This window comes from Nocardia sp. NPDC049149, from assembly GCF_043197455.1.
In the GTDB taxonomy this organism is placed as follows: domain Bacteria; phylum Actinomycetota; class Actinomycetes; order Mycobacteriales; family Mycobacteriaceae; genus Nocardia.
Genome location: NZ_JBICTD010000013.1, coordinates 67,911 through 92,618, shown reverse-complemented (window position 1 = coordinate 92,618; position 24,708 = coordinate 67,911). Strand labels below are relative to the sequence as shown.

20 protein-coding genes are annotated in these 24,708 nt (G+C 67.5%); 11 read left to right on the top strand and 9 right to left on the bottom strand.

Annotated elements, in window-relative coordinates; all coding sequences use genetic code 11:
* Positions 1–9: 9 nt before the first annotated feature.
* A complete protein-coding gene (locus ACGFNJ_RS38375; RefSeq protein WP_393460236.1) occupies positions 10–597 on the bottom strand; it encodes a TetR/AcrR family transcriptional regulator in 588 nt (195 codons plus the stop codon).
* A 58-nt stretch (positions 598–655) separates the two neighbouring features.
* Here ACGFNJ_RS38375 and ACGFNJ_RS38370 point away from each other — a divergent pair, with 58 nt between their 5' ends.
* Both ACGFNJ_RS38370 and ACGFNJ_RS38365 read left to right on the top strand, forming a co-directional pair.
* On the top strand, positions 656–1,231 hold the full coding sequence (locus tag ACGFNJ_RS38370) for a dihydrofolate reductase family protein (protein ID WP_393460233.1): 576 nt from the start codon (positions 656–658) through the stop codon (positions 1,229–1,231).
* A gap of 26 nt (positions 1,232–1,257) precedes the next feature.
* On the top strand, positions 1,258–1,830 hold the full coding sequence (locus ACGFNJ_RS38365) for a dihydrofolate reductase family protein (protein ID WP_393460230.1): 573 nt from the start codon (positions 1,258–1,260) through the stop codon (positions 1,828–1,830).
* A 49-nt stretch (positions 1,831–1,879) separates the two neighbouring features.
* Here ACGFNJ_RS38365 and ACGFNJ_RS38360 read toward each other — a convergent pair whose 3' ends face one another.
* A complete protein-coding gene (locus ACGFNJ_RS38360) occupies positions 1,880–2,296 on the bottom strand; it encodes a secondary thiamine-phosphate synthase enzyme YjbQ (protein WP_393460227.1) in 417 nt (138 codons plus the stop codon).
* Here ACGFNJ_RS38360 and ACGFNJ_RS38355 point away from each other — a divergent pair.
* From ACGFNJ_RS38355 to ACGFNJ_RS38345, 3 genes are all read left to right on the top strand, one after another.
* Positions 2,295–2,420 carry a hypothetical protein gene (locus ACGFNJ_RS38355; RefSeq protein ID WP_393460224.1) on the top strand — a complete coding sequence of 42 codons (126 nt, stop codon included), beginning with the start codon at positions 2,295–2,297 and terminating at the stop codon, positions 2,418–2,420. The genes ACGFNJ_RS38360 and ACGFNJ_RS38355 overlap by 2 nt on opposite strands.
* An 83-nt stretch (positions 2,421–2,503) precedes the next feature.
* Positions 2,504–3,769, top strand: a complete 1,266-nt coding sequence (locus ACGFNJ_RS38350) for an aspartate kinase (protein ID WP_069165621.1) — start codon at positions 2,504–2,506, stop codon at positions 3,767–3,769.
* Between the two features lie 3 nt (positions 3,770–3,772).
* Entirely contained in the window at positions 3,773–4,807 is a 1,035-nt protein-coding gene (locus ACGFNJ_RS38345; RefSeq protein ID WP_393460221.1) for an aspartate-semialdehyde dehydrogenase, read from the top strand.
* Positions 4,808–4,862: 55 nt separating this feature from the next.
* On the opposite strand, the gene ACGFNJ_RS38340 is transcribed toward ACGFNJ_RS38345, so the two are convergent.
* The 3 genes from ACGFNJ_RS38340 to ACGFNJ_RS38330 form a co-directional block, all read right to left on the bottom strand.
* Positions 4,863–7,304 carry a glycoside hydrolase family 3 protein gene (locus tag ACGFNJ_RS38340; RefSeq protein WP_393460218.1) on the bottom strand — a complete coding sequence of 814 codons (2,442 nt, stop codon included), beginning with the start codon at positions 7,302–7,304 and terminating at the stop codon, positions 4,863–4,865.
* A gap of 137 nt (positions 7,305–7,441) precedes the next feature.
* Positions 7,442–8,062, bottom strand: coding sequence for a TetR/AcrR family transcriptional regulator (locus ACGFNJ_RS38335; RefSeq protein WP_393460215.1), 621 nt, complete (start codon positions 8,060–8,062; stop codon positions 7,442–7,444).
* An 81-nt stretch (positions 8,063–8,143) separates the two neighbouring features.
* Positions 8,144–9,496 (bottom strand): serine hydrolase domain-containing protein, encoded by a 1,353-nt coding sequence (locus ACGFNJ_RS38330; protein WP_393460212.1) that lies wholly within the window; start codon positions 9,494–9,496, stop codon positions 8,144–8,146.
* A 397-nt stretch (positions 9,497–9,893) separates the two neighbouring features.
* Here ACGFNJ_RS38330 and ACGFNJ_RS38325 point away from each other — a divergent pair, with 397 nt between their 5' ends.
* The 4 genes from ACGFNJ_RS38325 (at position 9,894) to ACGFNJ_RS38310 (ending at position 14,439) form a co-directional block, all read left to right on the top strand.
* Complete coding sequence (locus ACGFNJ_RS38325) at positions 9,894–10,316, top strand: Fur family transcriptional regulator (RefSeq protein WP_393460209.1); 423 nt, start codon at positions 9,894–9,896, stop codon at positions 10,314–10,316.
* 71 nt (positions 10,317–10,387) lie between these two features.
* Positions 10,388–11,875: a catalase gene (locus tag ACGFNJ_RS38320; RefSeq protein ID WP_393460206.1), complete on the top strand. Its 1,488-nt coding sequence runs from the start codon at positions 10,388–10,390 to the stop codon at positions 11,873–11,875.
* 750 nt (positions 11,876–12,625) lie between these two features.
* Positions 12,626–13,852 carry a cytochrome P450 gene (locus ACGFNJ_RS38315; RefSeq protein ID WP_393460203.1) on the top strand — a complete coding sequence of 409 codons (1,227 nt, stop codon included), beginning with the start codon at positions 12,626–12,628 and terminating at the stop codon, positions 13,850–13,852.
* A complete protein-coding gene (locus ACGFNJ_RS38310) occupies positions 13,849–14,439 on the top strand; it encodes a TetR/AcrR family transcriptional regulator (RefSeq protein ID WP_393460200.1) in 591 nt (196 codons plus the stop codon). Before ACGFNJ_RS38315 ends, ACGFNJ_RS38310 begins: the two co-directional genes overlap by 4 nt.
* 82 nt (positions 14,440–14,521) lie before the next feature.
* Here the strand turns inward: ACGFNJ_RS38310 and ACGFNJ_RS38305 are convergent, their stop codons facing one another.
* The gene (locus ACGFNJ_RS38305) at positions 14,522–15,760 is read right to left on the bottom strand and encodes an FAD-dependent monooxygenase (RefSeq protein WP_393460197.1); all 1,239 of its coding nucleotides are present in this window, start codon (positions 15,758–15,760) and stop codon (positions 14,522–14,524) included.
* Between the two features lie 102 nt (positions 15,761–15,862).
* Here ACGFNJ_RS38305 and ACGFNJ_RS38300 point away from each other — a divergent pair, with 102 nt between their 5' ends.
* Complete coding sequence (locus ACGFNJ_RS38300; RefSeq protein ID WP_393460194.1) at positions 15,863–16,438, top strand: TetR/AcrR family transcriptional regulator; 576 nt, start codon at positions 15,863–15,865, stop codon at positions 16,436–16,438.
* Here ACGFNJ_RS38300 and atzF read toward each other — a convergent pair.
* Genes atzF through ACGFNJ_RS38285 form a run of 3 tightly spaced genes read right to left on the bottom strand, consistent with a single transcriptional unit; the run spans position 16,432 to position 22,573 of the window.
* Entirely contained in the window at positions 16,432–18,186 is a 1,755-nt protein-coding gene (gene atzF / locus ACGFNJ_RS38295) for an allophanate hydrolase (RefSeq protein ID WP_393460191.1), read from the bottom strand. The genes ACGFNJ_RS38300 and atzF overlap by 7 nt on opposite strands.
* Positions 18,187–21,852 carry an urea carboxylase gene (gene uca, locus ACGFNJ_RS38290; protein ID WP_393460188.1) on the bottom strand — a complete coding sequence of 1,222 codons (3,666 nt, stop codon included), beginning with the start codon at positions 21,850–21,852 and terminating at the stop codon, positions 18,187–18,189.
* 19 nt (positions 21,853–21,871) lie between these two features.
* Positions 21,872–22,573: a GntR family transcriptional regulator gene (locus tag ACGFNJ_RS38285; protein WP_393460185.1), complete on the bottom strand. Its 702-nt coding sequence runs from the start codon at positions 22,571–22,573 to the stop codon at positions 21,872–21,874.
* Between the two features lie 251 nt (positions 22,574–22,824).
* On the opposite strand from ACGFNJ_RS38285, the gene ACGFNJ_RS38280 reads away from it, so the two are divergent.
* On the top strand, positions 22,825–24,708 hold the full coding sequence (locus tag ACGFNJ_RS38280; protein WP_393460182.1) for an SCO2524 family protein: 1,884 nt from the start codon (positions 22,825–22,827) through the stop codon (positions 24,706–24,708).

Below are 24,708 nucleotides of genomic sequence, written 5' to 3'. Positions count from 1 at the left end.
CATGGTCTGTCAAGTGCCGATGACACGATCGACCGCCGCCTCGATCAACTCCTGGCTCTGTTCTTCGGTGAACACCTCCGGCAGCGTGAGCCGGTCGACGATTAGCCAGTTCAATGCCAAATACAGCAGCAGTACCGACTTTTCGTCACCGGGCAACCCGGCGTCGAGATGGTTGCGCACGTTGAACTCGATGTCCGCGCGCACTCGCTCGGTGAGCACGGCTCGGAGTTCCGGTCGCCTGGTCGCCTCGAGGCGCAGCTCCAGCAACGCGAGGTAGCCGGAGCGGAACGCTTCGATGCGCCCGACCGTCTCCTTCATCAATTCGACGATGTTGGCCCGGGTCTTCGGTCCTTCGGTCAGCTTGGCCATGGTCGGCGCGCTGGGCCGCAACCGCTCGTAGAAGCGGCCGCCCGCCTGGGTGAGCAGGTCGTCCCGATTGGCGAAGTAGTTCGACGCGGTGCCTGCGGGCACCGCCGCCTCTTTGTCCACCGCGCGGAAGGTGAGTCCGCGAGCTCCCTCGCTGGCCAGGACCTCGAGCGCCGCATCGAGCAGCGCCTGACGACGTTCCGGATTTGTCCGCACTTGACACCACTCCATCTGTAGTACTACCTTCAGACCACTACATGCAGAGTACAACAGGTTAGGCGGTACCGGAATGCGAAAGCTTGTCTACTACGTCGCGGTCTCTCTCGACGGCTACATCGCAGGTCCGGCGGGGGAGTTCGACTTCTATCCGACCGACGACGAGATGATGGGGCAGATCAACGCGGAGTACCCGGAGTTCGTCCCGACCCAGTTCCGGTCGCACATCGGGATGGCGGTCGACGAACCGAACCGGCATTTCGACGCCGTGCTCATGGGTCGAGGCACCTACGAACCCGCGTTGGCCACCGGCGTGACGAGCCCGTACGCGCACCTGCGGCAGTACGTGGTGTCAAGCACGCTCGGCCGGATCGACGATCCGGCAGTGGAATTGGTCGACGCGGACCCGGTCGGCTTCGTGCAGCGGCTCAAAAAGGAAGAGGGCCTTGATATCTGGCTCTGCGGCGGCGGCAAGCTCGCCGCGCAGCTGCTCGGTGCGATCGACGAGATGATCATCAAGAGCTACCCGGTCGTCGCGGGCACCGGGATCCCGGCCTTCGCCGGGGAGTTCCAGCCGACCCTGTTCACCCCGGTGCAGCGCAAGCAATTCGGCAACGGCGCGCAGGCCACCTGGTTCGCCCGCGCCTGACAATTCTCCACGAAAGAGGTTCTGATATGCGAAAACTCGTCTACTTCGTCGGCATGTCGCTGGATGGCTACATTGCGGGACCCGGCGATACCATCGACCACTACCCGGTCGGGCCGGACATGGGCGCGTGGCTCGCGCAGGAGTACCCGGAAACCTTGCCGACGCACGTTCGCCCGCACTTCGGGATCGCCGCGGACGCGCCGAACCAGAAGTTCGACACCCTGGTGATGGGGCGCGGCACCTACGATCCGGCGCTCGCCATCGGCATCACCGCACCGTATGCGCACATGCGGCACTACGTGGTGTCGAGCACGCTCGGCCGGATCGACGACCCGGCTGTCGAATTGGTCGAGGACCCGGTCGCGCTGGTGCGGCAGCTCAAACAGGAAGCGGGATCGGACATCTGGCTGGCCGGCGGTGGAAAGCTCGCCGCTGCCGTGCTTTCCGAGATCGATGAGCTGGTCATCAAGAGCTATCCGGTCGTCTCCGGCACCGGAACGCCCGCGTTCGCCGGTGCGTTCCAGCCGACTCTTTTCGCGCCGACCGCGCGCAAGGAGTTCGAGAACGGCACGCAGGTCACCTGGTTCACCAGGTCCTGACCATGGCGATCGGCCTCGGCGACCACCGCCGAGGCCGATCGCCCGGCAGTCACCCGTCGCCGAGAAATGACAGCCGCACTTGGCGATCGGGATTGTCGACGTTGAGATCGACGAGCGCGACGGACTGCCACGTCCCCAGCGCCATCGCGCCGTCGATCACCGGAATGGTCGCGTAGGGGGCGATCAGCGCGGGCATCACATGCGAGCGCCCGTGCCCGCGGGACCCGTGCGCGTGCCGCCAGCGATCGTCGGCAGGCAGCAGGTCGTGCAGCGCGGCAAGCAGATCGTCATCGCTGCGCGCCCCCAGTTCCATGACTGCGATCCCGGCCGTGGCGTGTGGCACGAAGACATTGAGCAATCCGTCGCCGCCGCCAGACGCCTCGCGCACGAACGACGTGCACTGCCCGGTGATGTCCCGCACGACCTCGGTCCGTCCGGTGGTCACCGTGAATACCGTGCTCTTCATGACTCCATGGTGCGTCATTCACACGGTTCCCTCGGCGCACAGTGCCGTGGTGACGTACTGGTTGCTCGCGAAGTTCGTGCGCGCGGCGGACCAGCGCAGGAAGTCCTCGGCGGCCGTCGGCTGAGGAGGTAGCCACAATCCGCTGGACGACGGCCGGTAGTCTTGGTGGCTGTTAGCAGCTGGTTGTCGATCTTGGAGGACCCTGTCGTGGCTCTCGTTGTTCAGAAGTACGGAGGATCCTCGGTGGCAACCGCCGAGCGCATCCGGCGCGTCGCTGAACGGATCGTCGAGACGAAGAAGCAGGGCCACGACGTGGTGGTCGTCTGCTCGGCCATGGGTGACACCACCGACGAGCTGCTCGACCTGGCCCAGCAGGTGGCGCCCGCGCCGCCGGCCAGGGAGATGGACATGCTGCTCACCTCGGGCGAGCGCATCTCCAACGCGCTCGTCGCCATGGCCATTCACTCGCTCGGCGCCGAAGCGCGGTCGTTCACCGGCTCGCAGGCCGGCGTGATCACCACCGGCGCACACGGCAACGCCAAGATCATCGACGTCACCCCGGGCAGGCTGCGCCAAGCCCTCGATGACGGACAGATCGTGCTGGTCGCAGGCTTCCAAGGCGTGAGCCAGGACAACAAGGACGTCACCACGCTCGGCCGCGGCGGTTCCGACACCACCGCGGTCGCGCTGGCCGCCGCGCTGGAGGCCGACGTCTGCGAGATCTACACCGACGTGGACGGCGTCTTCACCGCCGACCCGCGGATCGTGCCGGACGCCCAGCGGCTGGACCAGGTCTCCTACGAGGAGATGCTGGAGCTCGCCGCCTGTGGCGCGAAGGTGCTGATGCTGCGCTGCGTCGAATACGCGCGTCGCTACAACGTGCCCGTGCATGTGCGTTCGTCCTATACCGACAAGCCGGGCACCTACGTTTACGGATCGATGGAGGACATCCCCTTGGAGCAAGCAATCCTCACGGGCGTCGCGCACGATCGCAGCGAGGCCAAGGTGACCGTGGTCGGTCTGCCGGACGTGCCGGGCTACGCCGCCAAGGTGTTCCGCGCGGTCGCCGACGCCGAGATCAACATCGACATGGTGCTGCAGAACATCTCCAAGATCGATACCGGCAAGACCGACATCACCTTCACGCTGCCGAAGACCGACGGCGCACGTGCCGTCGAGATGCTGACCAAGCAGCAGGACGAGATCGGCTTCTCCCAGGTGCTCTACGACGACCACATCGGCAAGGTGTCGTTGGTCGGCGCGGGCATGAAGAGCCACCCCGGCGTCACCGCCAAGTTCTGTGAGGCGCTTGCCGACGCAGGCGTGAACATCGATCTCATCTCCACCTCCGAGATCCGGATCTCGGTGCTGGTCAAGGACACCGAGCTGGACGAGGCCGTCAAGGTGCTGCACCGGGCCTTCGAACTGGGCGGCGACGAGGTCGCCGTGGTGCACGCAGGAACAGGGCGTTAAACAATGGGTGTACGAGTAGGCGTTGTCGGCGCGACCGGACAGGTCGGCGCCGTCATGCGAAAACTGCTGGAAGAGCGCAACTTCCCGGCCGACGAGGTGCGATTCTTCGCGTCGTCGCGGTCGGCGGGGACCACGCTGCCGTGGCGCGGCGGTGAGATCGTCGTCGAGGACACCGAGCTCGCCGATCCGTCCGGCCTCGACATCGCGCTGTTCTCGGCGGGCGCCACCATGTCTCGCGTGCAGGCCCCGCGCTTCGCCGCGGCGGGCGTCACCGTGATCGACAACTCGTCGGCCTGGCGCAAGGACCCCGATGTCCCGCTGGTGGTCAGCGAGGTCAATCCCGAACAGACCCGCAACCTGGTCAAGGGCATCATCGCGAACCCGAACTGCACAACCATGGCCGCGATGCCGGTGCTCAAGCCGCTGCACGACATCGCGGGGCTGCGCAGGCTCATCGTGTCGAGCTACCAGGCGGTGTCCGGCAGCGGGCTGGCCGGCGTGGAAGAGCTTGCGACACAGGCGCGTGCGGTGATCGACGGTGTCGAGCAGCTGACCCACGACGGCAGCGCGCTCGACTTCCCCGCCCCGAACAAGTACGTCGCGCCCATCGCGTTCAACGTGCTGCCGCTGGCCGGATCGCTGGTCGACGACGGCTCCGGCGAGACCGACGAGGATCAGAAGCTGCGTAACGAGAGCCGCAAGATCCTCGGGCTGCCCGAGCTCCTGGTGAGCGGCACCTGCGTGCGTGTTCCGGTGTTCACCGGCCACTCGCTGTCGGTGAATGCCGAGTTCGAGCAGCCGCTTTCGGTGGATCAGGCCAAGGAGATCCTGGCCAAGGCGCCCGGCGTCAAGCTCGTCGAGGTGCCGACCCCGTTGCAGGCGGCGGGCGCCGACGACTCGTTCGTCGGCCGCATCCGCCAGGATCCCGGTGTGCCGGAAGGCCGCGGGCTCGCGCTGTTCATCTCCAGTGACAACTTGCGTAAAGGCGCGGCGCTCAACACCATTCAGATCGCCGAGGTATTGCTCAGCAATCGCTGATGTTGCTCCGACGCGGCCGTGCGAATCCATGGGATGCGCACGGCCGCCGTCGTTGCTAGACGTCGTAGCCGATCGTGAGCAGGCGTTCGGCGATCGAACGGCCCGCCTGGATCTCATACGATCCGGGCACCCGCCGCCAGGTGTTGGTGTCTTCGTCCCAGATCTCGAAGGCGCGGTCCGGAATGCGGATCACCGCTTCGACCACCTCGCCGGGTTCGGCCTCGACGCGGGCGAACCCGGCCAGCCAGCGCGCCGGGCGGACGACCGAATCCGCAACGGGCGCAAGGTAGACCTGCACCACCTCACCGCCGCGGCGGGCACCGGTATTACGCAGTCGCACGGTCACCGTCGTGTCTGCCCGGTCGATCGACTCGTATTCCCATGTGGTGTAACCGAATCCGTGTCCGAACGGGTAGGCGGGGGTGGTGCCTGCGCGTTCCCACGCGCGGTAGCCGATGAAAATATCCTCCCGGTAGACCAGCTGGCCATCGGTCGGGGTGACCTCGGAGACCGGGCAGTCCGCCAGTACGGCGGGCCAGGTGGTCGGCAGCCGCCCACCCGGCTCGACAGCGCCGAGCAGCACATCGGCGAGCGCGTTACCGGCTTCCTGGCCGGGGAACCAGCTCAGCAGCACCGCCGAAACCTCGTCGCGCCAGGGCATCTCCACCGGCGACCCAGCATTGACGACAACGACGGTGTGCGGGTTGACGGCGGCCACGCGGCTCACCAATTCATCTTGGCGGCCGGGCAGTTTCAGGCTGGTGCGATCGAAGCCTTCGGACTCGACCTGTTCGGTGGTGGCCACGACGACCACCGCGACATCCGCGGCCCGCGCCGCCTCGACGGCCTCGGCGATCAGCTCGTCCGGGTCCCGCCGCGGTTCCGCGTGCGCGAGCGTGAACATGATCGCGGGCAGTGGCGCGTCCTTGAACTTCAACGGCGCGTGGGTCATCGAGACGTCGACCGGTGTCCCCGCCGTGAGCTCGATGGTGCCGCGCTCGCTGATCGATCCGAAGAACGCCTCGAAAGGATCGGTGCTGGTGAGGGTTTCGGTTTCGTCGAACAGCGTGGTGCCGTCGACGGCGAGCCGGAAACTACCGAAACCCTTGGTGCCGAACGTATGCTGGCCCGTCTCCTGTGGCGTAAAGGTGCCGCTCACCTCGACGGTGTGCAGCGCGTCGTAGCTGACGCCCTCGGGTAGTTCGCCGAGCCAGTTGACCGCGCCGTTGGGCAGCGAGCGTTCGCCGAGCAACCCGCCGTCGGCATCGAAAACGCGGGCGCGCAGGTCGAATCCGCGCTCCGCCGCCCCGAGGTTGTCGCTCGGGGCTGCGCCGATCGAGTAGGTGAGCGCGCCTGCGGGCAGCGCGGCGGTCAGGCCGTCGAGCGGGGAGACGACGGACGCGGGGAAGACGGTGGCCGAACCGCCGCCGAGAATCCGGGCATCCCTGGCGGCGAGTCCGCTGAGCGCTACGGTGGTCGCGGCGGCGTCGATGGGCAGGGCCGGACCCTGCTCGAGCGCCTGGTTGCGGATCAGCACGATTGCGCGACTTGCGATCTCGCGGGCCAGCGCGATGCCGTCGATGTCCTCGGGTGGCGTGGTCACCACCGGATCGACGCCGTCGAGCAGGCCGACCCGTGCGGCAAGCCGCAGCACCCGACGGACTGCATCGTCGACCAGGGCTTCGTCTACTTCACCGTTGCGCACTGCGGCGACGAGGGGATCGCCGAACACGCCTTGCGGCCCCGGCATCGCGACGTCGAGACCGCCGGTGATCGCGCCGACCGTCGATCGGGCGGCCATCCAGTCGGAGACCACGATGCCGTCGTATCCCCACTCGCCGCGCAGCACCCCGTTCAGCAAGGCGGCGTGCTCGGTCATCGTGGTGCCGTTGACCTGGTTGTAGGCGGCCATGAGGCCCCAGGTGCCCGCGTCGTGCACGATCGCCTCGAAGGGCGCGAGATACAGTTCGCGCAGTGCGCGCGGGGAGACGACATTGTTCACGGTGAAGCGGTCGGTCTCGGCGTCGTTGGCCACGAAATGCTTGACGGTGGTGCCGATTCCGCCGTCCTGCACACCGCGCACATAGCCGGTGCCGATCTGCGCGGTCAGATACGGATCCTCCGAGTAGCACTCGAAGTGCCTGCCGCCGAGCGGGGAGCGGTGCAGGTTGACGGTGGGTGCGAGCAGCACCTGCACCTCTTTGCGGCGGGCTTCCTGCGCCAGCAGCCTGCCTGCGCGCCTGGCGAGTTGCGGATCCCAGGTCGCGGCGAGGGCGGTCGGCGAAGGCAGCGCGATGGACGGATCGTCCGCGGTCCAGTACCGCCCGCGCACCCCGATCGGTCCGTCCGACATCACCAGCGACCGCAACCCGATCTCCGGAAGGGCGGGCAGCGACCACATGTCCTGCCCCATCAACAATCTGGCCTTGCTCGGGAGGTCGAGTTTCCCGAGGGCCGCCGTCACGGCGTCCTCGCGGGCCACGTCGGCTGGACTCATCATGAACTCCTTTGTCTGCCACTGCCGTTGCCGACCGAGTCGGCGGATACCACTGATAGCTCGTGAGTGCCGGCGGCGGACATGCGCAGGCCTTCGCCGCACTCACCTAATCGATAGTAGGTGTTGTTATCTTCTCGTTACTTTTGTGAATCGGATCCGGCCGCGCGCTCGCCCGGCCCGAGCAGCGCGACGAAGTCACGGAACGCGGCTCCCATGTCGACCTCCTCCGGTGCGAGCAACCACTGCGTCTGCAACCCGTCCAGGACCGCGATCAACAGCGGCGCCACCTGCTCTGGTGTCCGCCCACCGGCCAGCCGATCACCGAACTCCGCCCGCAGCAGCTCGGCGAGCCGCGCCCTGGCCTGCGCGTAGCGCTCGATGAAATACTCCCGCGCCGGGTGCTCGTCGGTGACGCTTTCGCCCGCAAGAACGGTGAAAGTCTGGATAACACCGGGACGTTCGGCGTTGTAGTCGACCAACTGCTCGAGATGCGTCAGCTGCCAACTGTTCGACGGACCGGCCAGGAAGGCGGCCGCGTCCCAGCGGTCCCGCTCTTCCAGCACCGCAACCAGCAGGTGCTCCTTACTCGGAAAGTAGTGCAGCAGCCCGGGCTGGGTGAGCCCGACGCGCTCCGCGACCGCGGCAAGCGAGGTGCCCCGATACCCACGCTCGGCGATCACCTCCCGCGCGGCCTCGAGGATCGCCGCGCGGCGTTCGGCGGCCTGCGCGGCGCGGCCGCCTCGCTGTTCCTGAGTCACGTGAGCGAGCGTAGCCATGGCCGCCGCGCCGAACGGATCGCGGCTCGACACGCGCTCATCCGTCGTGCGAGTTCGCGGGCGTCAGCGGATGCCCGGTGCGCCGGGACCGAGGCAGACCATGATCGCACAGCCGGGGGCGATGTCCCAGAATGGCGGGGCCAGTGGGTAATTCAGGCACGAGAAGACATTGCAGCCCGGATAGGCGAAGGGGCCGCCGCCGAAGACGGCGAGTACGAAATTGGCGTCGACGAACTGGCTCGGGTTCAGGCGAATCGCTGGTTCGACGTAGGGGCCTGGATCGGGCATGGGGGGTTCGTCGAACGCGGCGAAGAGCCTGCGGAAGAACTCGTGGGGCAGTTCCGAGGTGTTCTGGATGATGCCGGTGACGCCGTACTGGCTTGCGTTGCCGTAGAAGCCGGTCCACATCACGGTCAGGTCGAGGCTGGGGATGATGAAGACGTTCTGCATGCCGAGCCCGGCCATCATGTACACGTCGGGCGGCAGTGACAGTGCGAGTTCGGCGCACCCGGGACCGAGCCAGAACAGGTAGCCGTAGCACTTGTTGGTCGCCGACGGCTGGCGCGCTTGCCGCAGGTACTGCTCCGAGACGAGCTGCTGTGCGCCCCAATGCCCTTCGTTGCTGACGAGGAGGCCGAGCTTGGCGAAGTCGTTGGGCGGGATCAGCAAGTGCGCGTACCCGTAGGTGTGGCCCGCGCGGTCGCGGGCCCAGTAGTAGTCGCCGCGTTCGATGCCGAGCGGGTCGAACAGTTCGCGCTGCGCGAACTGTTGCAGCGGTTCGCCGACGGCGAGTTCCATGACGTAGGCGAGCAGATCGACGTTGCGCTGGCTGTAGCTGAAGGCGGTGCCCGGCGGATTGTCCAGCGGCACCCCGAGTGCCTGCACCGCGCTGTTCGGGTCGATCGGGATGACCCCGGTGGCGCCCTCGGTCAACACGCCGACCTTCATGCCCGAGGTCTCGGTGAGCAGGTTCTGCACGGTGATCGAGCGATGCTCGGCATCGCCGAGGCCGGCGGGCAGGTACTGATCGATCGGTGCGGAGATATCGAGTTTGCCCTGGTCCCAGGCGATCCCGGCGAGCAGTGAGACGACGCTCTTGGTGGCGCTCCAAATGTTCCACGCCACGTTGCCGGTTTCCGCGTTGCTCGGGCCAGCGCCGATCAGACAGTTGTGTCGGAACACCTGCACGTTCAACCGGTTTCGGGTGGCCGCGAAGTGCAGCGCGTCCGTAAGCCGCGCACTGTCCATGCCGGCCTGCTCCGGTTCGGCCGTGGCGAACTCGCGACCGGAGGGCACCGCGCAGCGCACCTCGTCGGCGGTACGGCTCGGCGACGCGTGCGCGCCTGCGGCGAACACATTCCCCACCACCAGCGTCAGCGCAGCAAGCCCAGCCAGGAACCCAGCAGAACGCCCCATACGCAAGAGGCTAGCGGGTGAACGGTTCGTACGTGGACAACACTGCGCAACCCGAAATACAAACGCCGCCAGGTCGAAAAACCTGGCGGCGCTGAGCCGCCGGACGCCACGCCAGCGCCACGACTCGAGTCGACGTCCCACAAGCGCCTCTCGGCGGGTGGTCGCTCGTAGCGACAAAGGGGTGAGGCCCGGGGCTGTCCGGACGCCGACAGTGATCATCAACGACGACCCGTCCGGAAGTATTCCGCGGCACGGCAACTGGGCCTTCGATGTGTTCTCCCTCACAATTTCCCGGAGTTGATCGTGGTGGCCGCGCCGCATCCACGCCGCTGAGCTGGGCGGACGCGCGCTCCGACCTTTTCTTGACTAATTCCAGAAAAGGAGGAGGATCGTCGGTATGCACACCAACCACACCGATGCGCGGGCGCAATTGCGCGCAGCCGGTCTGCGGGTCACCGCCCCGCGGATCGCGGTGTTGGACGCGGTGGCGGCCACCCCGCACGCCGATGCGGATCGGGTGGCCGCCGCCGTTCGGGAAAACCTCGGCTCGGTATCGACGCAGGCCGTCTACGACGTACTGCGGGCTTGCGTGCACGCGGGGCTGCTGCGGCGCATCGAGCCTGCCGGTTCGGCCGCGCGGTACGAGACCCGAGCCGGGGACAACCATCATCACCTGGTGTGCCGCGCCTGCGGCACGGTCGTCGACATCGACTGTGTCGTCGGCGCAGCCCCCTGTCTCGAGCCCGGCGACGACCACGGGTTCGCGATCGACGAAGCAGAGGTCGTGTTCTGGGGTTTGTGCCCAGCCTGCCGCAGTTGAGGCGGCAGCCTTCCTGACAGCCCGGGTCAGCCCACCCGGGGAAGTGCGCGATGAGCCGAGGAGTCTTCGAGATGACCAAGCCGACAACGACGAACACCGGAACGCCGGTCGAAAGCGACAACGAATCACTCACCGCCGGTGCGCAGGGTCCGATCCTGCTGCACGATCACTACCTCATCGAGAAGCTGGCGCAGTTCAACAGGGAACGGGTGCCGGAGCGGATCGTGCATGCCAAGGGCGCGGGCGCCTATGGCGAACTGGTCGTGACCAACGATGTCAGCCGCTACACCAAGGCCAAGCTGTTCCAGCCGGGCGCGCGGACCGAGTCGCTGGTGCGGTTCTCGACGGTGGCGGGCGAGCAGGGCAGCCCCGATACTTGGCGTGACCCAAGGGGTTTCGCGGTGAAGTTCTACACCGAGGACGGCAACTACGACCTCGTCGGCAACAACACCCCGGTCTTCTTCATCAAGGATCCGATCAAGTTTCCCGACTTCATTCGTTCACAGAAACGCTTGCCGGGCAACGGGCTTCGCGACCATACGATGCAGTGGGACTTCTGGACCCTGCGGCCGGAGACCGCACACCAGGTGACCTGGCTGATGGGTGACCGCGGCATCCCGAAGACCTACCGGCACATGAACGGCTATGGCTCACACACCTATCAGTGGGTCAACGCCGACGGCGAACGCTTCTGGGTGAAGTACCACTTCAAGACCGACCAGGGCAGCGAGTACCTGACCCAGGCCGAGGCCGACCGGATCGCGGGCGAGAACGCCGACTACCACCGCCAGGACCTGTGGGAGGCGATCGAGCGCGGCGAGTTCCCGAGCTGGACACTGCACGTGCAGGTGATGCCGGTCGCCGAGGCCGAGGGCTACCGGTTCAACCCGTTCGACCTGACGAAAGTGTGGTCGCACCGGGACTACCCGCTGATCGAGGTCGGCAAGTGGACGCTCAACCGCAACCCAGGCAACTACTTCGTCGACATCGAGCAGGCCGCCTTCGAACCGTCGAATGTCGTTCCCGGCATCGGCTTTTCGCCGGACAAGATGCTGCTCGGCCGGGTGTTCGCGTACGCGGACGCGCACCGCTACCGGATCGGCACCAACTACGCGCAGCTGCCGCCGAACCTGCCGAGGGCCGCGGCGGTGAACTCCTACTCCAAGGAGGGCGCGATGCGGTACTCCTACAACGACGCGAGCGTGCCGGTGTATGCGCCGAACTCCTTCGGCGGCCCACATGCCGACCCGTCGCTGGCTCCCGACGGTGGCCTGTGGGAGTTCGACCCGACGATGGTGCGGGCAGGCTATGTCGAGCACGCGGAAGACGGCGACTTCACTCAGGCGGGCACCTTGGTGCGCGAGGTGCTCGATGACGCACAGCGAGAACGCTTGGTGCGCAACATCGTTGGCCACGTGCTCGGCGGCGTGCGGGAGCCGGTGCTCAGCCGGGTCTTCGAGTACTGGAAGAACGTCGACCCCGATCTCGGCAAGCGGGTCGAGGAGGGCGTCCTGGCCGCAAGCGCAGGCGGTTCGACGCCGCCGCCGTCGCAGGGCTGAGCGACAACACATTTCGACACCGAGCGGGTGCGCATCCATGGGATGCGCACCCGCTTCGTATGTGCCGCAATTCTATTGGCGTGGAGGCAACGAAAATCTACGACTGGATGTAGTAGGCCTGGTCGGTGCCGACCAGGGTTTCGTCGACCGACTACAGCAGACCCCACCAATAGAGCACGCAGGCGAGCATCCAGACCACCACGGTTTCCATCGTCGCTCCCACTTTCCTTGGCGCACTTGCCTTAATCATCCGCTATCCGGGCCCCAGCGCTACACGCTCGGCGTATCGGTGCTGATCAACAGTGTCTGACCTGCGGTTTTAACCCTACAAGGTGTTCTTAAGGGCGCGCTAAGCAGCGAACGGCATTGTTTGTGTCAACACCGAGCACGCCGGACGCACCGGACCTCGGTGGGCAAGCCACCACCGGGGGTGGGGAACGAGGCGCGACCTGTCTTCGAGGGGTTGACAGGTCGGGCCTCGGGGAGAGAGTGCTTGCCGGGCCGGTCCACGAGGGGTGACCGGCTCGGCAGGCAACTCGGGACACCGGACCCACGTTTCGCTGGCTCTTCCGGGGGCTGACCGGCAACGAACATCGTGTTGCCACTGCCGAAGGTAACCGCGGGGTGCGCCGCGGCGATCCCGGGCTCGGTAGGGGCGGCCGGACCGGTTTCGGAGGGTAATCGGTCCGGGCGGAGGGTGAATGAGAACGTGTTCTAGACAGAATTGTTGATTTGTCTTACCGTCACTACATGGTGATCGATGCGTCTCATCCCGCGCCCGCCTTCGAGCTCCGCTCCGGCGCGACCTGGGTATCGCCTTGGCCGATGTATACCGCACTGCGCGAACAGGATCCGGTGCATCATGTGGTGCCGCGCGGCCGTCCCGAGCGCGACTACTGGGTCCTCACCAGGCACGAGCAGGTGTACGCGGCGGCGCGGGACAGCGACACCTATTCCTCGCGCGACGGGTTGACCGTCGAATACGGCGAACTGGACCAGCTCGGCCTCGCCGACAATCCGCCGCTGGTCATGCAGGATCCACCGCAGGACACCGACTTTCGCAAGCTCGTCGCGCGCGGATTCACGCCGCGTCAGGTCACCGAGGTCGAGCCGATGGTGCGCCGGTTCGTGCGCGCCAGGCTCGACCGGATCGCCGAGGACGGCGGCGGCGACATCGTCGCGCAGCTGTTCAAGCCGCTGCCGAGCATGGTCGTCGCCTACTACCTCGGCGTGCCCGAGGCGGATCGGCAGCGGTTCGACGGCTGGACCGACGCGGTGGTCGCGGGCAGCATCGACCGCGCGTCGACCGAGGCCGCGCCCGCCTCGATGGCGATGATGGGGTACTTCGCCGAGCTCATCAAGCGGCGCAGAACTGAGCCGGGGGAGGATACGGTCTCGCTGCTGGTGCAGGCGGGCCTCGGCGCCGACGACGCGGATGTGCGTGGGCTTGTGCAGATTCTGGCCTACACCTGGACGATGGTCGCGGGCGGCAACGACACCACCACCGGCCTGCTCGGCGGGGCCGTGCAACTGCTGCAACAACATCCGGAGCAGCGGGCCGCGCTGGCCGAGGACACGAGCCGGATCCGCACCGCGATCGAGGAATTCGCGCGGCTGACCGCGCCGGTGCAGTGCCTGGCCCGCACCGTCACCCGGCCGGTGGAGCTGGTCGGCACGCCGATTCCCATGGGCAAGAAGGTGTTGCTGGTGTTCGGCTCGGCCAATCGGGACGAACGCGCCTTCGGCGCCGACGCGGCCGAGCTCGACATCGAGCGAAATCCGCAGCGCATCCTGACTTTTGGGCACGGACCGCACCATTGTCTCGGCGCGGCGGCGGCCAGGATGCAGGCCAGAGTGGCGCTGGAGGAACTGCTCGATCGGTTCCCGAACTATGTGGTGGACATCGACGCGGTCGAATACGCCACGGGCCCTTACGTCCGGCGGCCGACCACCCTCCCGTTCCGGTGCGCGGCATGACCGGGGACTGGCTGGCCGACAGCCGGGCGGAGCTGGCGACCGAGCGGATCCTCGACGCGGTCCGCGCCCTGTTCCTCGACAAGGGGGTGAGCGGGGTCGGCATGGCTGAAGTCGCCGAGGCCGCAGGCTGTTCCAGGGCGACGCTCTATCGCTACTTCGACAATCGGCAGGCGCTGTATGTCGCGTTCGCCGGGCGCGAGGCGCGCAAGGTGGTCGAGCGTGTGTGGGGTGATCCGGCGCTGCACACCGCCGCCGATCCGGGCGAGCGGTTGCTCGACGGGCTCACCGCGTTGCTCGTCGAGGTGCGTAAGACGCCGCACCTGGCCGTCTGGTTCGCGCCGGGCAATGCGGGAATCGTTGCCCAACTGTCGAATTCTTCCGATGTCGTGGACACGCTCGCGACCGGCTTCGTCTCCGGCTTCCGGCCGGATCTCCCCGCGCCCGCCGCGCAACGCCTCGGCCAGTGGGTTGTCCGGGCGATGGTCTCGCTGCTGACCCTGCCCGGCAACGGTGAGGACGAGGAGCGCGCCATGCTCCGGAATTTCGTGCTGCCCTTCCTCCTCGACCGTGGCACGGCGATCGAATAGTCGTCGAAGGGGTTGCGACACAGTCTGACCCGCACAGACGACGACCGGACCCTGTCGGATCCGGTCGTTGTCGGCTGCTGGATTATTCGGCGGTGGTCTGCACCGAGTAGTTGGGCAGCTCGTAGAACTCGGTCTTGGTCATCATCTTCATCATCAGCGGCTTCATCACCTTCGCGGTCATCAGCTTGCTGAGCGTCTGGCCCACGCGGATGCCGAAGGCGGACTGGGGCGTCATGGCCTTCAGGCCGCCCGGCGGCAGCTCCTGCGCTTTGGCGATGAACGGGCGAAGCACCTCCTCGTAGCGGGCCAGCGCATGCGCGGGATCGCTTGTGGACGAGGCGATCTCACCGGCAAGCACATAGGCGCCGATCAGTGCCATCGCGGTGCCCTGGCCGGTGAGCGGTGAGCCGCAGTAGCCGGCGTCGCCGAGCAGCGTGACTCGGCCTTGCACCCAGGTCGGCATGTCGATCCGGGCCAGCTCGTCGAAGTAGAAGTCGGTGGACTCGCCCATCGCGTCGAGGATGCGGCCCGCCTCCCAGCCCGCGTTGGCCAGCCGCTCCCTGATCAGGGTTTGCTGGGCCGCGACATTGCGACGCAGCGCCGGATCGGCCTCGGTGCGAATGGTGACCAGCGCCTTGGCGGTCGCGGGGTCCGCATCGGGGCGCAGTCCGATGTTGGTGGCGCCGACCACCGAATGCATGGTGAACCAGTGCGGTTCCAGCGCCGCAGGCGTCGGCAGTGTGAAGAAGGACATGTACCCGCCGAGATAGGTGGCGAACTGCTCCTCCGGGCCGAAGGCGAGGCGCCTGGTTGCCGAATGCAGGCCGTCCGCGCCGATCACGATGTCGAAACGTTCGGTCGAGCCGGACTCGAAGGTCACCTCGACGCCGGTGTCGTCCTGTTCGATGGCGGTGATCCACTCGCCGTAGCGGTAGTCGACCCCGCCCTCCTCGGCGAGCAGGTCGAGCAGCACCTGGTTGAGATCGCCACGGGTGATCTCGATTTCGGCGATCTGACCCTTGCCGTCGAACATCTCGGACGGCATCCGCACCACATCACGGCCCGCCGCGTCCACGAACTTCATGCCGCGCTCGTCGAGCTGACGCTTGTGGATGCCGGGCATCAGGCCCATCCGCTCCGCGACCTCGACGCTCGGGCCGCGCAGGTCGACGGCCTGGCCGCCGGGGCGCGGCGCTGCGGCGCGCTCGACGACGGTGGCGCGGATGCCTGCCCGCAGCAGTTGCAGCGCAACGGCGTTGCCGCCGATGCCGCCGCCGGAGATGAGGATGCGGGGCTGGGAGGTGGCGCGGTTGGTGCTCATGGTGTGTTCCCTTGTTTAGCTCGAATGTCTTAGACATATGTCTACAGCACGCCTTGCACATTTGTCTAGTACAAATGTGTAAGACGGACGTACAGTGGTGGCATGGGAAACAGAGAAGACCTGCTCGCCGCCGCCCGCACCTGCATCTACCAGCGCGGATTCGCCGGGACGACGGCGCGCCACATCGCGAGCACGGCCGGGGTCAGCCTGGCCGCGATCGGATATCACTTCGGTTCGAAGGATCAGCTCGTCACCGAGGCGCTGACCCAGGCGATCGGCGACGGCATCGGAAACGACCTGGAAGCGCTGATGCGCCGCGTAGGCGCCGGGCGTTCGCTGCCCGATGCGTTCGCGGAAACCTGGTCGGCCATAGGTGAGATCTTCGCGCGACACAAGGAGGGCATGATTGCCAGCGCGGAGAACATGATTCGGCTGCGCCGCGTGCGGGCCGACCGCGAATATCTGACCGGGATGAACGAGCAGGCAGTCGGTGACATCGCCGTCGTCCTCGGCGAGGTGCACCCCGAATTGTCAGTAGAGCAGGTGCGCGCCGTCGCCCAGCTCTACTTCGTCCTGTTGAACGGGCTTTCGCTGCACTGGCTCAGCGACCCGGCGGGCGAGCTGCCCACCGGGTCCGACCTGGCCACCGCGCTCACCGCGCTCGCGCCGTGTCATTGACGCGCGAGGTAGGCCTGCCAGCCGCCGTACGACGTGATGTCGGTGGCGGTGACCGCGGCGTCATACGTGCAGGCGAAGCCGATCACCGAACGGCCGTCGGACAGTTCGATGCTGGTCAGTGCCATCGGAGCCGGGAGTGCGGCGAGGAATCCGCCGAGCCCGGCCTCGGCGACCAGGAACAGCTCGCCGAGGATCGGTGCGCCGAGGCCGTCGCCGTGGCGGACCAGGCCGGGTTTCGCGGGCGTGGTGTCCAGTGCGGTCAGGCGATAGGCGTCGGTGGTGTGGATTTCCCCGGCGAAGCGCGCGCCGATCTGCTCGAGTTGCCAGTGCAGCGGCTGGCCGCGCAGATGGGCGCCGAACACGGCGAGTTCGACACCGCGGCGCACCAGCAGCGGCGACGTGTCGCTGTCGAGCAGGCGTGCCGCGAGGTCGACGGCGACCTGGTCGGCGCAGGCGGGCGTCACCAGCATGACCCCGAACGGTGCGCCTGCGGCGGTGGGTTCGCCGGGAATCGCGATCGCCGCCATGTCGAGCAGGTTGCAGAAGTTGGTGTAGGTGCCGAGCCTGCGATTGATGGTGATCGGATCCGCTTGTACCGCAGCGATGCTCGGGTGTTCGGTGGTGGTGGGCAACAGCAGTGCGTCGAAACCGTCGAGCAGTGTTGCGGCGGCCGCGCGGGCCAGCGCCAGAGTGTTCAGGTCGTCGGCGAAGCCGGGACCCGAAGTGGCACCGGCCGATTCGATGATGGCCGCAACCGTGGGGTCGGCGCCCGCGGGTCTGGTGGCAAGAAAGGCGCCGACGGCGGCGTAGCGCTCGGCGACGATTGCGCCGTCGTAGAGCAACAACGCGGCCTCGAGTAGGCCGGAGATGTCGACTTCCTCGAGCTTGGCGCCGGAATCCGCCATGGCAGCAACAGTTCTGGTGAACGCGTCGCGGTAGGGCTCGCTCAGTGCGACGAGGTCCGCCGCGCGAGGGATCGCGATGCGCGGTGCAGCGGGTGCCGCCAGCCGGACATCCGCGGGCCAGGTGCGGCTGCGCGGATCGCGTGGTTCGGGCCCGGCCATCACCGCGGCCGCCGCCACCGCGCGGTCGAGGTCGGCGGCGAAGACGGTCACCGCGTCGTAGTCGGCGCAGGCAGGCACGACACCGTGCACCGGAATGATCCCCAACGAGGCCTTGATGCCGACAATGCCGTGCAAGGCCGCGGGCACCCGGCCGGAACCCGCTGTGTCGGTGCCGATTCCGATATCGACCAGACCGAGCGCGACGGCTACCGCCGAACCCGAACTGGAGCCGCCGGAGATCAACGCCGGATCATGCGCGTTGCGCACCGCCCCGTACGGGCTACGGGTGCCGACCAAGCCGGTGGCGAACTGGTCGAGGTTGGTCTTGCCGAGCACGAGCGCGCCCGCCGCGACCAATCGTTCGATCGCCGCCGCGGTCGTCGTTGCGGTGTAGGCGAATTCGGGGCACGCCGCGGTCGTCGGCAACCCGGCGACGTCGATGTTGTCCTTCACCGCCACCAGCACGCCGGCCAGCGCAAGGGCCGCACCGTCGGCAAGGCGCCGTTCGACGGCCGCCGCCTCGGCGGCGACCTCGTGCTCCGGCCGCAGCGTGATCCACACTTCCGGCCGGTCCACCGCCGCGATCCGCCGATATGCCGCGGCAACTCGCTCGGTGGGTGGTGCGCCGTCTCCTGGGGGGACAGCAGCCGGTGGGGTGGATAGGGACGGCTCGCCTGCGCCCATTCAGTCGACTCCGATCACTGCTAGTGGGGTACCCGGTGCTACTTTCGCACCCGGCGTGGCCATGACCTTCAATACGGTGCCGGTTCCCGGGCTGTGCACCGGCAGTTCGAGTTTCATCGCCTCCAGCACCGCGATCGGCGCGCCTGCCGGGATATGTTGTCCTGCCTCGACTTCGACGCGCCAGACATTGCCGATCATCGGCGCCGTGACCACCGTCGCGCCCGCAGGCATGCCTGCGAGCGGATCGTCGGCCTGCGCGACCACCGGTGCGGCCGCGACCGGACGGTCGAATTCGCCTGCCGCGCGCCACGCGGCCTTCTCCGCCTCGAACGCGGTGGCCTGCTTGGCCTCGAATGCGGCGATCGACTCGGCCTCGTCGCTGAGCAGTCGCAGGTGGTCGGCCAGCGCGAAGGTGCCGTCGCTGACCTCCGCATCGAACCGGCCCGCCGCCGCGGCGGCGCGGTGCTCGAGCAGCTGTTCGGCGCTCACCGGTTCCCAGACGATGCGGTCGAAGAACCGGAACAGCCATGGCGTGCCGCGTTCGAACGGCGCGGACTGGCGGTAGCTCGACCAGATCGGCACGGTCCGCCCGATCAGCTGGTATCCGCCGGGGGAGGCCATGCCGTACACGCACAGGTACTTGCCGCCGATGCCGACCGCGTCCGAGGGCGTCCAGGTCCGCGCCGGGTTGTATTTGGTGGTCACCAGGCGGTGCCTCGGGTCGAGCGGAACCGCCAGCGGCGCACCGAGATACACGTCGCCGAGGCCGAGCACGAGGTACTCGGCGTCGAACACGGTCGCGCGCACGTCGTCGACGCTGTCGAGTCCGTTGATCCGGCGGATGAATTCGGTGTTCGACGGCAGCCATGGCGCGGTGTCGCGCACCCCGCTGCGATAGCGGTCGATGGCCTCGGCGATGGACGGGTCGTCGAAGGACAGCGGCAGCCGGATGGTGCGGCTCGGCACCACCAGATCGGTGGTCGCCGGCAACGCGAGTTCGAGCTCGCGCAGCGTGCCGAGCAGCCGGAACTGCGGCAGCACAGCGGGATCGAAGTGGATGTGCAGCGAGCGGACGCCGGGCGTGACGTCGAGAATGCCGGGCAGGCCGGTGCCTGCCAACGCCTCGGCGAGCGCGTGCACCCGCATGCGCAAGCCGAGATCGAGCACCATCTCGCCGTATTCGACCAGGATGTTGTCGTCGCCGCCGCGCAGGTAGGCGACTCGCGGTCGATCGGACGCACCATCGATCGCGCCGAGGATGCCGTGATCACGCAGCGCCGCACGCGGATTCGAGACGATGGCGGTGGCGCGGGCGGTGTTCGATGCACGCAGCGCGACCGCGTCGTCGTCGGTGACCGGGACGAAGCGCAGCGTATCGCCCGGACGCAGCTGACCGAGCTTCCAGCGATGCGCCGAGACCACGGTCAGCGGGCAGGCGAAGCCGCCGAGGCTCGGTCCGTCCGGGCCGAGCAGGATCGGGGTATCACCGGAAACGTTCAAAGCGCCGACGCTGTAAGGGTTGTCGTGCAGGTTCGACGGATGCAACCCGGCGTCGCCGCCGTCGGTGCGCGACCAGGTCGGTGCGGGGCCCTCGAGCCGGATGCCGGTGCGGTTGGCGTGACTGCCGACTCGCCAAGGGTGCGTATAGAACTGGGTCATATCGGCGTCGGTGAAGTAGGCGGGGGAGGTCTGCGGACCCTCGCCGACCGCCAGCTGCCAGTCGTGGGTGAAGTCCGGCCGATCCCGCGGCGGCACCTCGGCGGGTGCGCCGAGCACGTCGGGCGCGGTCGGCGCGATGCCGAGCACGTCGCCCGCCCGCACGGCCTTGCCGGTGACGCCGCCGAAGCCACCGAGGGCGAAAGTGGCTGCGCTGCCGTGATACTGCGGGGCGTCGAGGCCGCCACGGACCGCGAGATAGGTGCGCAGGCCCGCGTCGACCGGCGTGCCGATGTCCAGCACCGCCCCGGCGGCAACGGTGATCGGTTGCCACATGGCCACCGGCTGATCGTCGACCGTGACCGGTGTCGGGGCGCCGGTCACGCACACCACGGTGGTTTCGGAGAAGCGCAGGCGCGGGCCGTGCAGCGTGCACTCCAGCGCGGGCAGGCCGACCGGGTTGCCGACGGCCGTGTTGGCGAGGGTGAAGGACAGATCGTCCATCGGCCCGGACGGGGGAATGCCGACCTGCCACAGGCCGATTCGGCCCGGATAGTCCTGAACGGTCGTCATCGTCCCAGCGCGCAGCACATCGAGGCGATGGCCGACCGGGCGGATGTCGGCGAGGGTGGTGGTGATGTGCTCGGCCCCGAGCACGCGAGTGTCCCGCGCCGCCTTGCGCAACTGCGGCAGGTTCGTCTGCACGCCGTAGATCCGGGAGGCTGCCAGCGCCGTGGTGAGCCGGGCGAAGGCGTCCGCGCGGCTGTCGCCGACCGCGATCACCTTGGCGAGCAGCGGGTCGTAGTACGGGCTGACCTCGGTGCCGGTGCCCACCCAGGTGTCGACGCGGATACCGGCGGCCTGCGCCTGCGCGGCGACGTCGGCCCCGGTGCGCGTCTCGACCGGGAAGGTGGCTGCCGTGATCAGTCCGGCGCTCGGCCGGTAGTCGTGTCCAGGATCCTCGGCGTAAACCCTGGCCTCTACCGCCCAGCCGGTGATCGGCGGACCGCTCTCCGGCTGTTCGTCGACCATCGACGTGTCACCGCCGGCCAGCCGCAGCATCCACGCGACCAGATCGACACCCGTGACCGTCTCGGTCACCGGATGTTCCACCTGCAGCCGGGTATTCATCTCCAGGAACGACGCGGTGCCGTGCTCGGTGTCGTAGACGAATTCCACCGTCCCGGCCGACCGGTAATCCACCGACCGCGCGAGTTCCCGTGAAGCCGAAAGCAATTGATCGGTCAGCGCGGCGCCGAGGCCAGGTGCGGGCGCTTCCTCGACGACCTTCTGGTTGCGTCGTTGCAGCGAACAGTCCCTGGTGCCGAGGCTGACCACGCGGCCGTTGCCGTCGCCGAACAGTTGCACTTCCACATGCCTGGCCCGCGCGACGAAACGCTCCAGGAAGACGCCGGTCGACGCGAAATTGGTAGCGGCAAGCCGCTGAACGCGCTGGAAGGCCGCCCGCAGCTGGTCGGGACCGTGACAGGCCTGCATGCCGATGCCACCGCCGCCGCCGACCGCCTTGAGCATCACCGGATAGCCGATCCGCTCGGCCTCGGCCGCCGCATGCTCGGCCGACTCGAGCAGGCCGCTGCCGGGAATGAGCGGAACGCCGACCGACCGTGCCGCCTCCCGCGCGGTGTGCTTGTCGCCGAAGATGCGCAGCTGTTCCGGGGTCGGGCCGACGAACCGCACTCCTGCCGCACCGACCGCGGTGGCGAATTCGGCGTTCTCCGAGAGGAATCCGTATCCGGGATGGATGGCGCCTGCGCCGGTGGCCAACGCCGCCTCGATCACCAGATCGGCGCGCAGATAGGACTCCGCTGCCGGCCCCGGCCCGAGACGCACTGCGACATCGGCGGTTTCGACGTGCGCCGCTCCGGTGTCGGCGTCGGAATAGACGGCGACCGTTTTCAAGCCCAATGCCTGCGCCGACCGCATGATTCGGCACGCGATCTCGCCGCGATTGGCGACGAGCACAGTATCGAATTCCAACCTCACGTGCATGCCCCTATTCAGTTGAGTGTTATTCGGCGGCCATCGCCGCGATGGCGCGGGTGACCCGTTCGAGCACCACATCCAGCGATTCGCCGATGTGGGTGTGCAGCAGCCGATAGGCCAATGAAAGATCGTCGGCCAGTACGGCTTCCAGAATGCCGAGATGTTCGGCAATGGTGGTTTCGATGCGGTTGTTGACCATGAAGTCGTACATTCGGACGTGCCGGATCCGGGAATTCACCGCCTGCAGCGCGCGCACCATTTCGGCGTTGCCCGCCGCGGTGAGCAGCGTGACGTGGAATTCCTCGTCGCGCACCACGAATCCCGGCTCTTGGACCGGCGGGTCGTCGCGCAATGCCAGCCATGCGGTGCGCTCGCGCTCGAGTAACGCGCGGTCGTGGGTCACCGCCGGGTTGGTCATCGCCCGCTGTATTCCGCCGAGCTCCACCGTGATTCGTAGTTCGTACAGATCGCGGATCAGCGGAATGCTCGGGCGCACCGGGCTGAACCCATAGTCCTCGCGCTGCAGCAGACCGTCCGAGCAGAGCACCGTCAGCGCCTCGCGAATCGGCGTGCGCGATATGCCGAATCGCGTCGACAGTTTCGGCTCGGTGAGGCGCTCGCCGAACTTGATATCGCCGTTCATCAGCTCGCTGCGCAGCGCCGCGTACACCACCTCGCGGAGCGGTTTTCCCGCGGCTTCTTCCAGGGTGCTCGCCCGTGTCGACATGCCTGTATACGCTATGGAGCTTGCGTTTCAGCGATGTGACGAGATGTTAGCAAGGCGTAAGGGTCTGCTCACCGCGCCGCCATGGCGCCCGTCATCGGCCTGCTTCCTCCGCCCGCCGCGTTCTACGAGGTCAAGACCGGTAGGTACGTGCGGGCCGCATCGATCATGTTCTCGGCCAACCCCCCTTGGTAAACGGGTGGAACGGGCGCACACTCGTATTTATCGGTGTTCGTAGTAGGAACGGGGGGCTGATGAGGATCCAACCGCGACAACAGCTTCTAGAACTCTGGCGCTCGGTGCTCACCGCTTGCTATGACAAGGGGACCTGGCACTGGGGCGGTCGCGACGGCACCAATTCGATCAGCGACACCGAACAGTTGCTGTGCCTGCTGTATCCGGCCACCGAGATTGGTGCATTTGCACTAGACCAGCCCGATGATATGGCCGACGATATTCGCGCGGTGCTTGCTCCGCTCGGTGAGGCGACGCGGATCGGCGGCGCCCTTGTCGGTGTGCTCGAGGATTACTTCTCCCGCCACACCAGCACCGAGGGGGAACCGATCTTCGCGGCGGGCAGCTACCTGCGCTCCGCCGACGGCCGGGAACCGAGCGCCGAACAGTACGAGCTGGAAGTTGTCGACGCGTACTCCATGTCGCTCACCCTGTGCATCGCGGCGCTGAGATTCCTGCGGATCTTCAAGCGCTTCATGGACAAGGAGGTGCGGCGCGAGGCCAAAGACCTCTCCGCCCGGATCCGGGTGCTGACGCCGCAGGTCAGTGTGCGGCTGACCGCCGCGATGACCGGCCTCGTGCGCAGCTTCGTTGTGCACACCCCCAACCCGAAGTCCGCGCAAGGCCAGGCCATTCTCGGCATGCTCAACCAGGTCGGCGCCGCCGACGAGACGGTGATCGACGGCATCGCCCGCAGGCTGGACCGGGTCCGGGTGCAGATGGCCAACGACGTCAAGCTCGGCCAGACCCCCGATATCGACCTCGCGGACGAGCTGCTGCTGTTCGAATGCGGCTGGAGCTGGGGCATCGACCAGAAGGCCTCGCCGATCGACTTCGTCCGGTCCAAGATCGGTGACCAACCCGGCTACGCGGCCTCCCGGCCCGACCTGTACTTCACCATCGTCGCGCTGGACGGCATCAACGACCTCACCTCCCGCCGCACCAGGGAAATGGACCTGCTGAACGACGAGCAGCGCCAACTCGCGGACGCGCTCGAACTGCGCTGGGACCTGACCCAGCGGTACTGGTCCACCGTCGCGCGGTACGGGCCAGGCCGCTGGCCGCTGGAGGATCTGCCGTGGCGCACCTCCGATGGCGAAGAGTCCGACTATTACACGCTCGCGGTCTCGGCAATGGTGTTGCAGGACTTCGTGAATCGACAAGCCACCGACGAATTACCGCAGGTGGTAGCGGTTTTCGATCAGCTGGCCAGGCGTGGGCGGATCATCAGCAGGCTCACCTCGGGTGACCCCGCTGCGGTGCTGCACTATCCCGGCGTCCGGGTGCCGATGCCGGGCAGCGCGGACATCGGCGGCGGTCCGCCGCTGGTCTGGGTGGTGCCCGACTTCGCGACGATGCTGCTGAAGCGGTCGCTGCAGGCCTGGCAGCTCTCCGGCGACGTCGCCATGCGGGACCGTTTGATGTCGATGGCCGAGCTCACCATGGACCACCTCAGCAGACGGCAGATCGGCTACGGCCCGGCGACCGGGCTGTGGGACGACGCGGAGCAGGTGGCGAGCGCGCAGTGGCCGGGCCTGCTGGCGACCGAGGACATCGGCCCGCGCGACGGCGCGGTGCAGGCCTCCTGGTACCTCACCGAACGCATCGTCGAATGCCTGGTCTCGGCCGATCGAAACTTCCGTGAGCCACCGCTGGCGATGCCGTCGATGATCAGCCGCGCCATCGAAATGCGCAGTGAGGCAGAACATCTGCTCAATCAGGAAATGCTGGAGGTCGGCGACCCCGACGTCTCCCAGGCCATGCTTTCGCGGATCGAACAGCAGCTCGACGAGGCGCGCAGGCTGCTGAACGAGCAACCCGCCACCGCGTTCAGCCTGGCCGAACAGGCGCTGCTCCAGCTGTACGAGCTAGCCTATGCGCGCCGCGACGCGATGAGGTCGTGA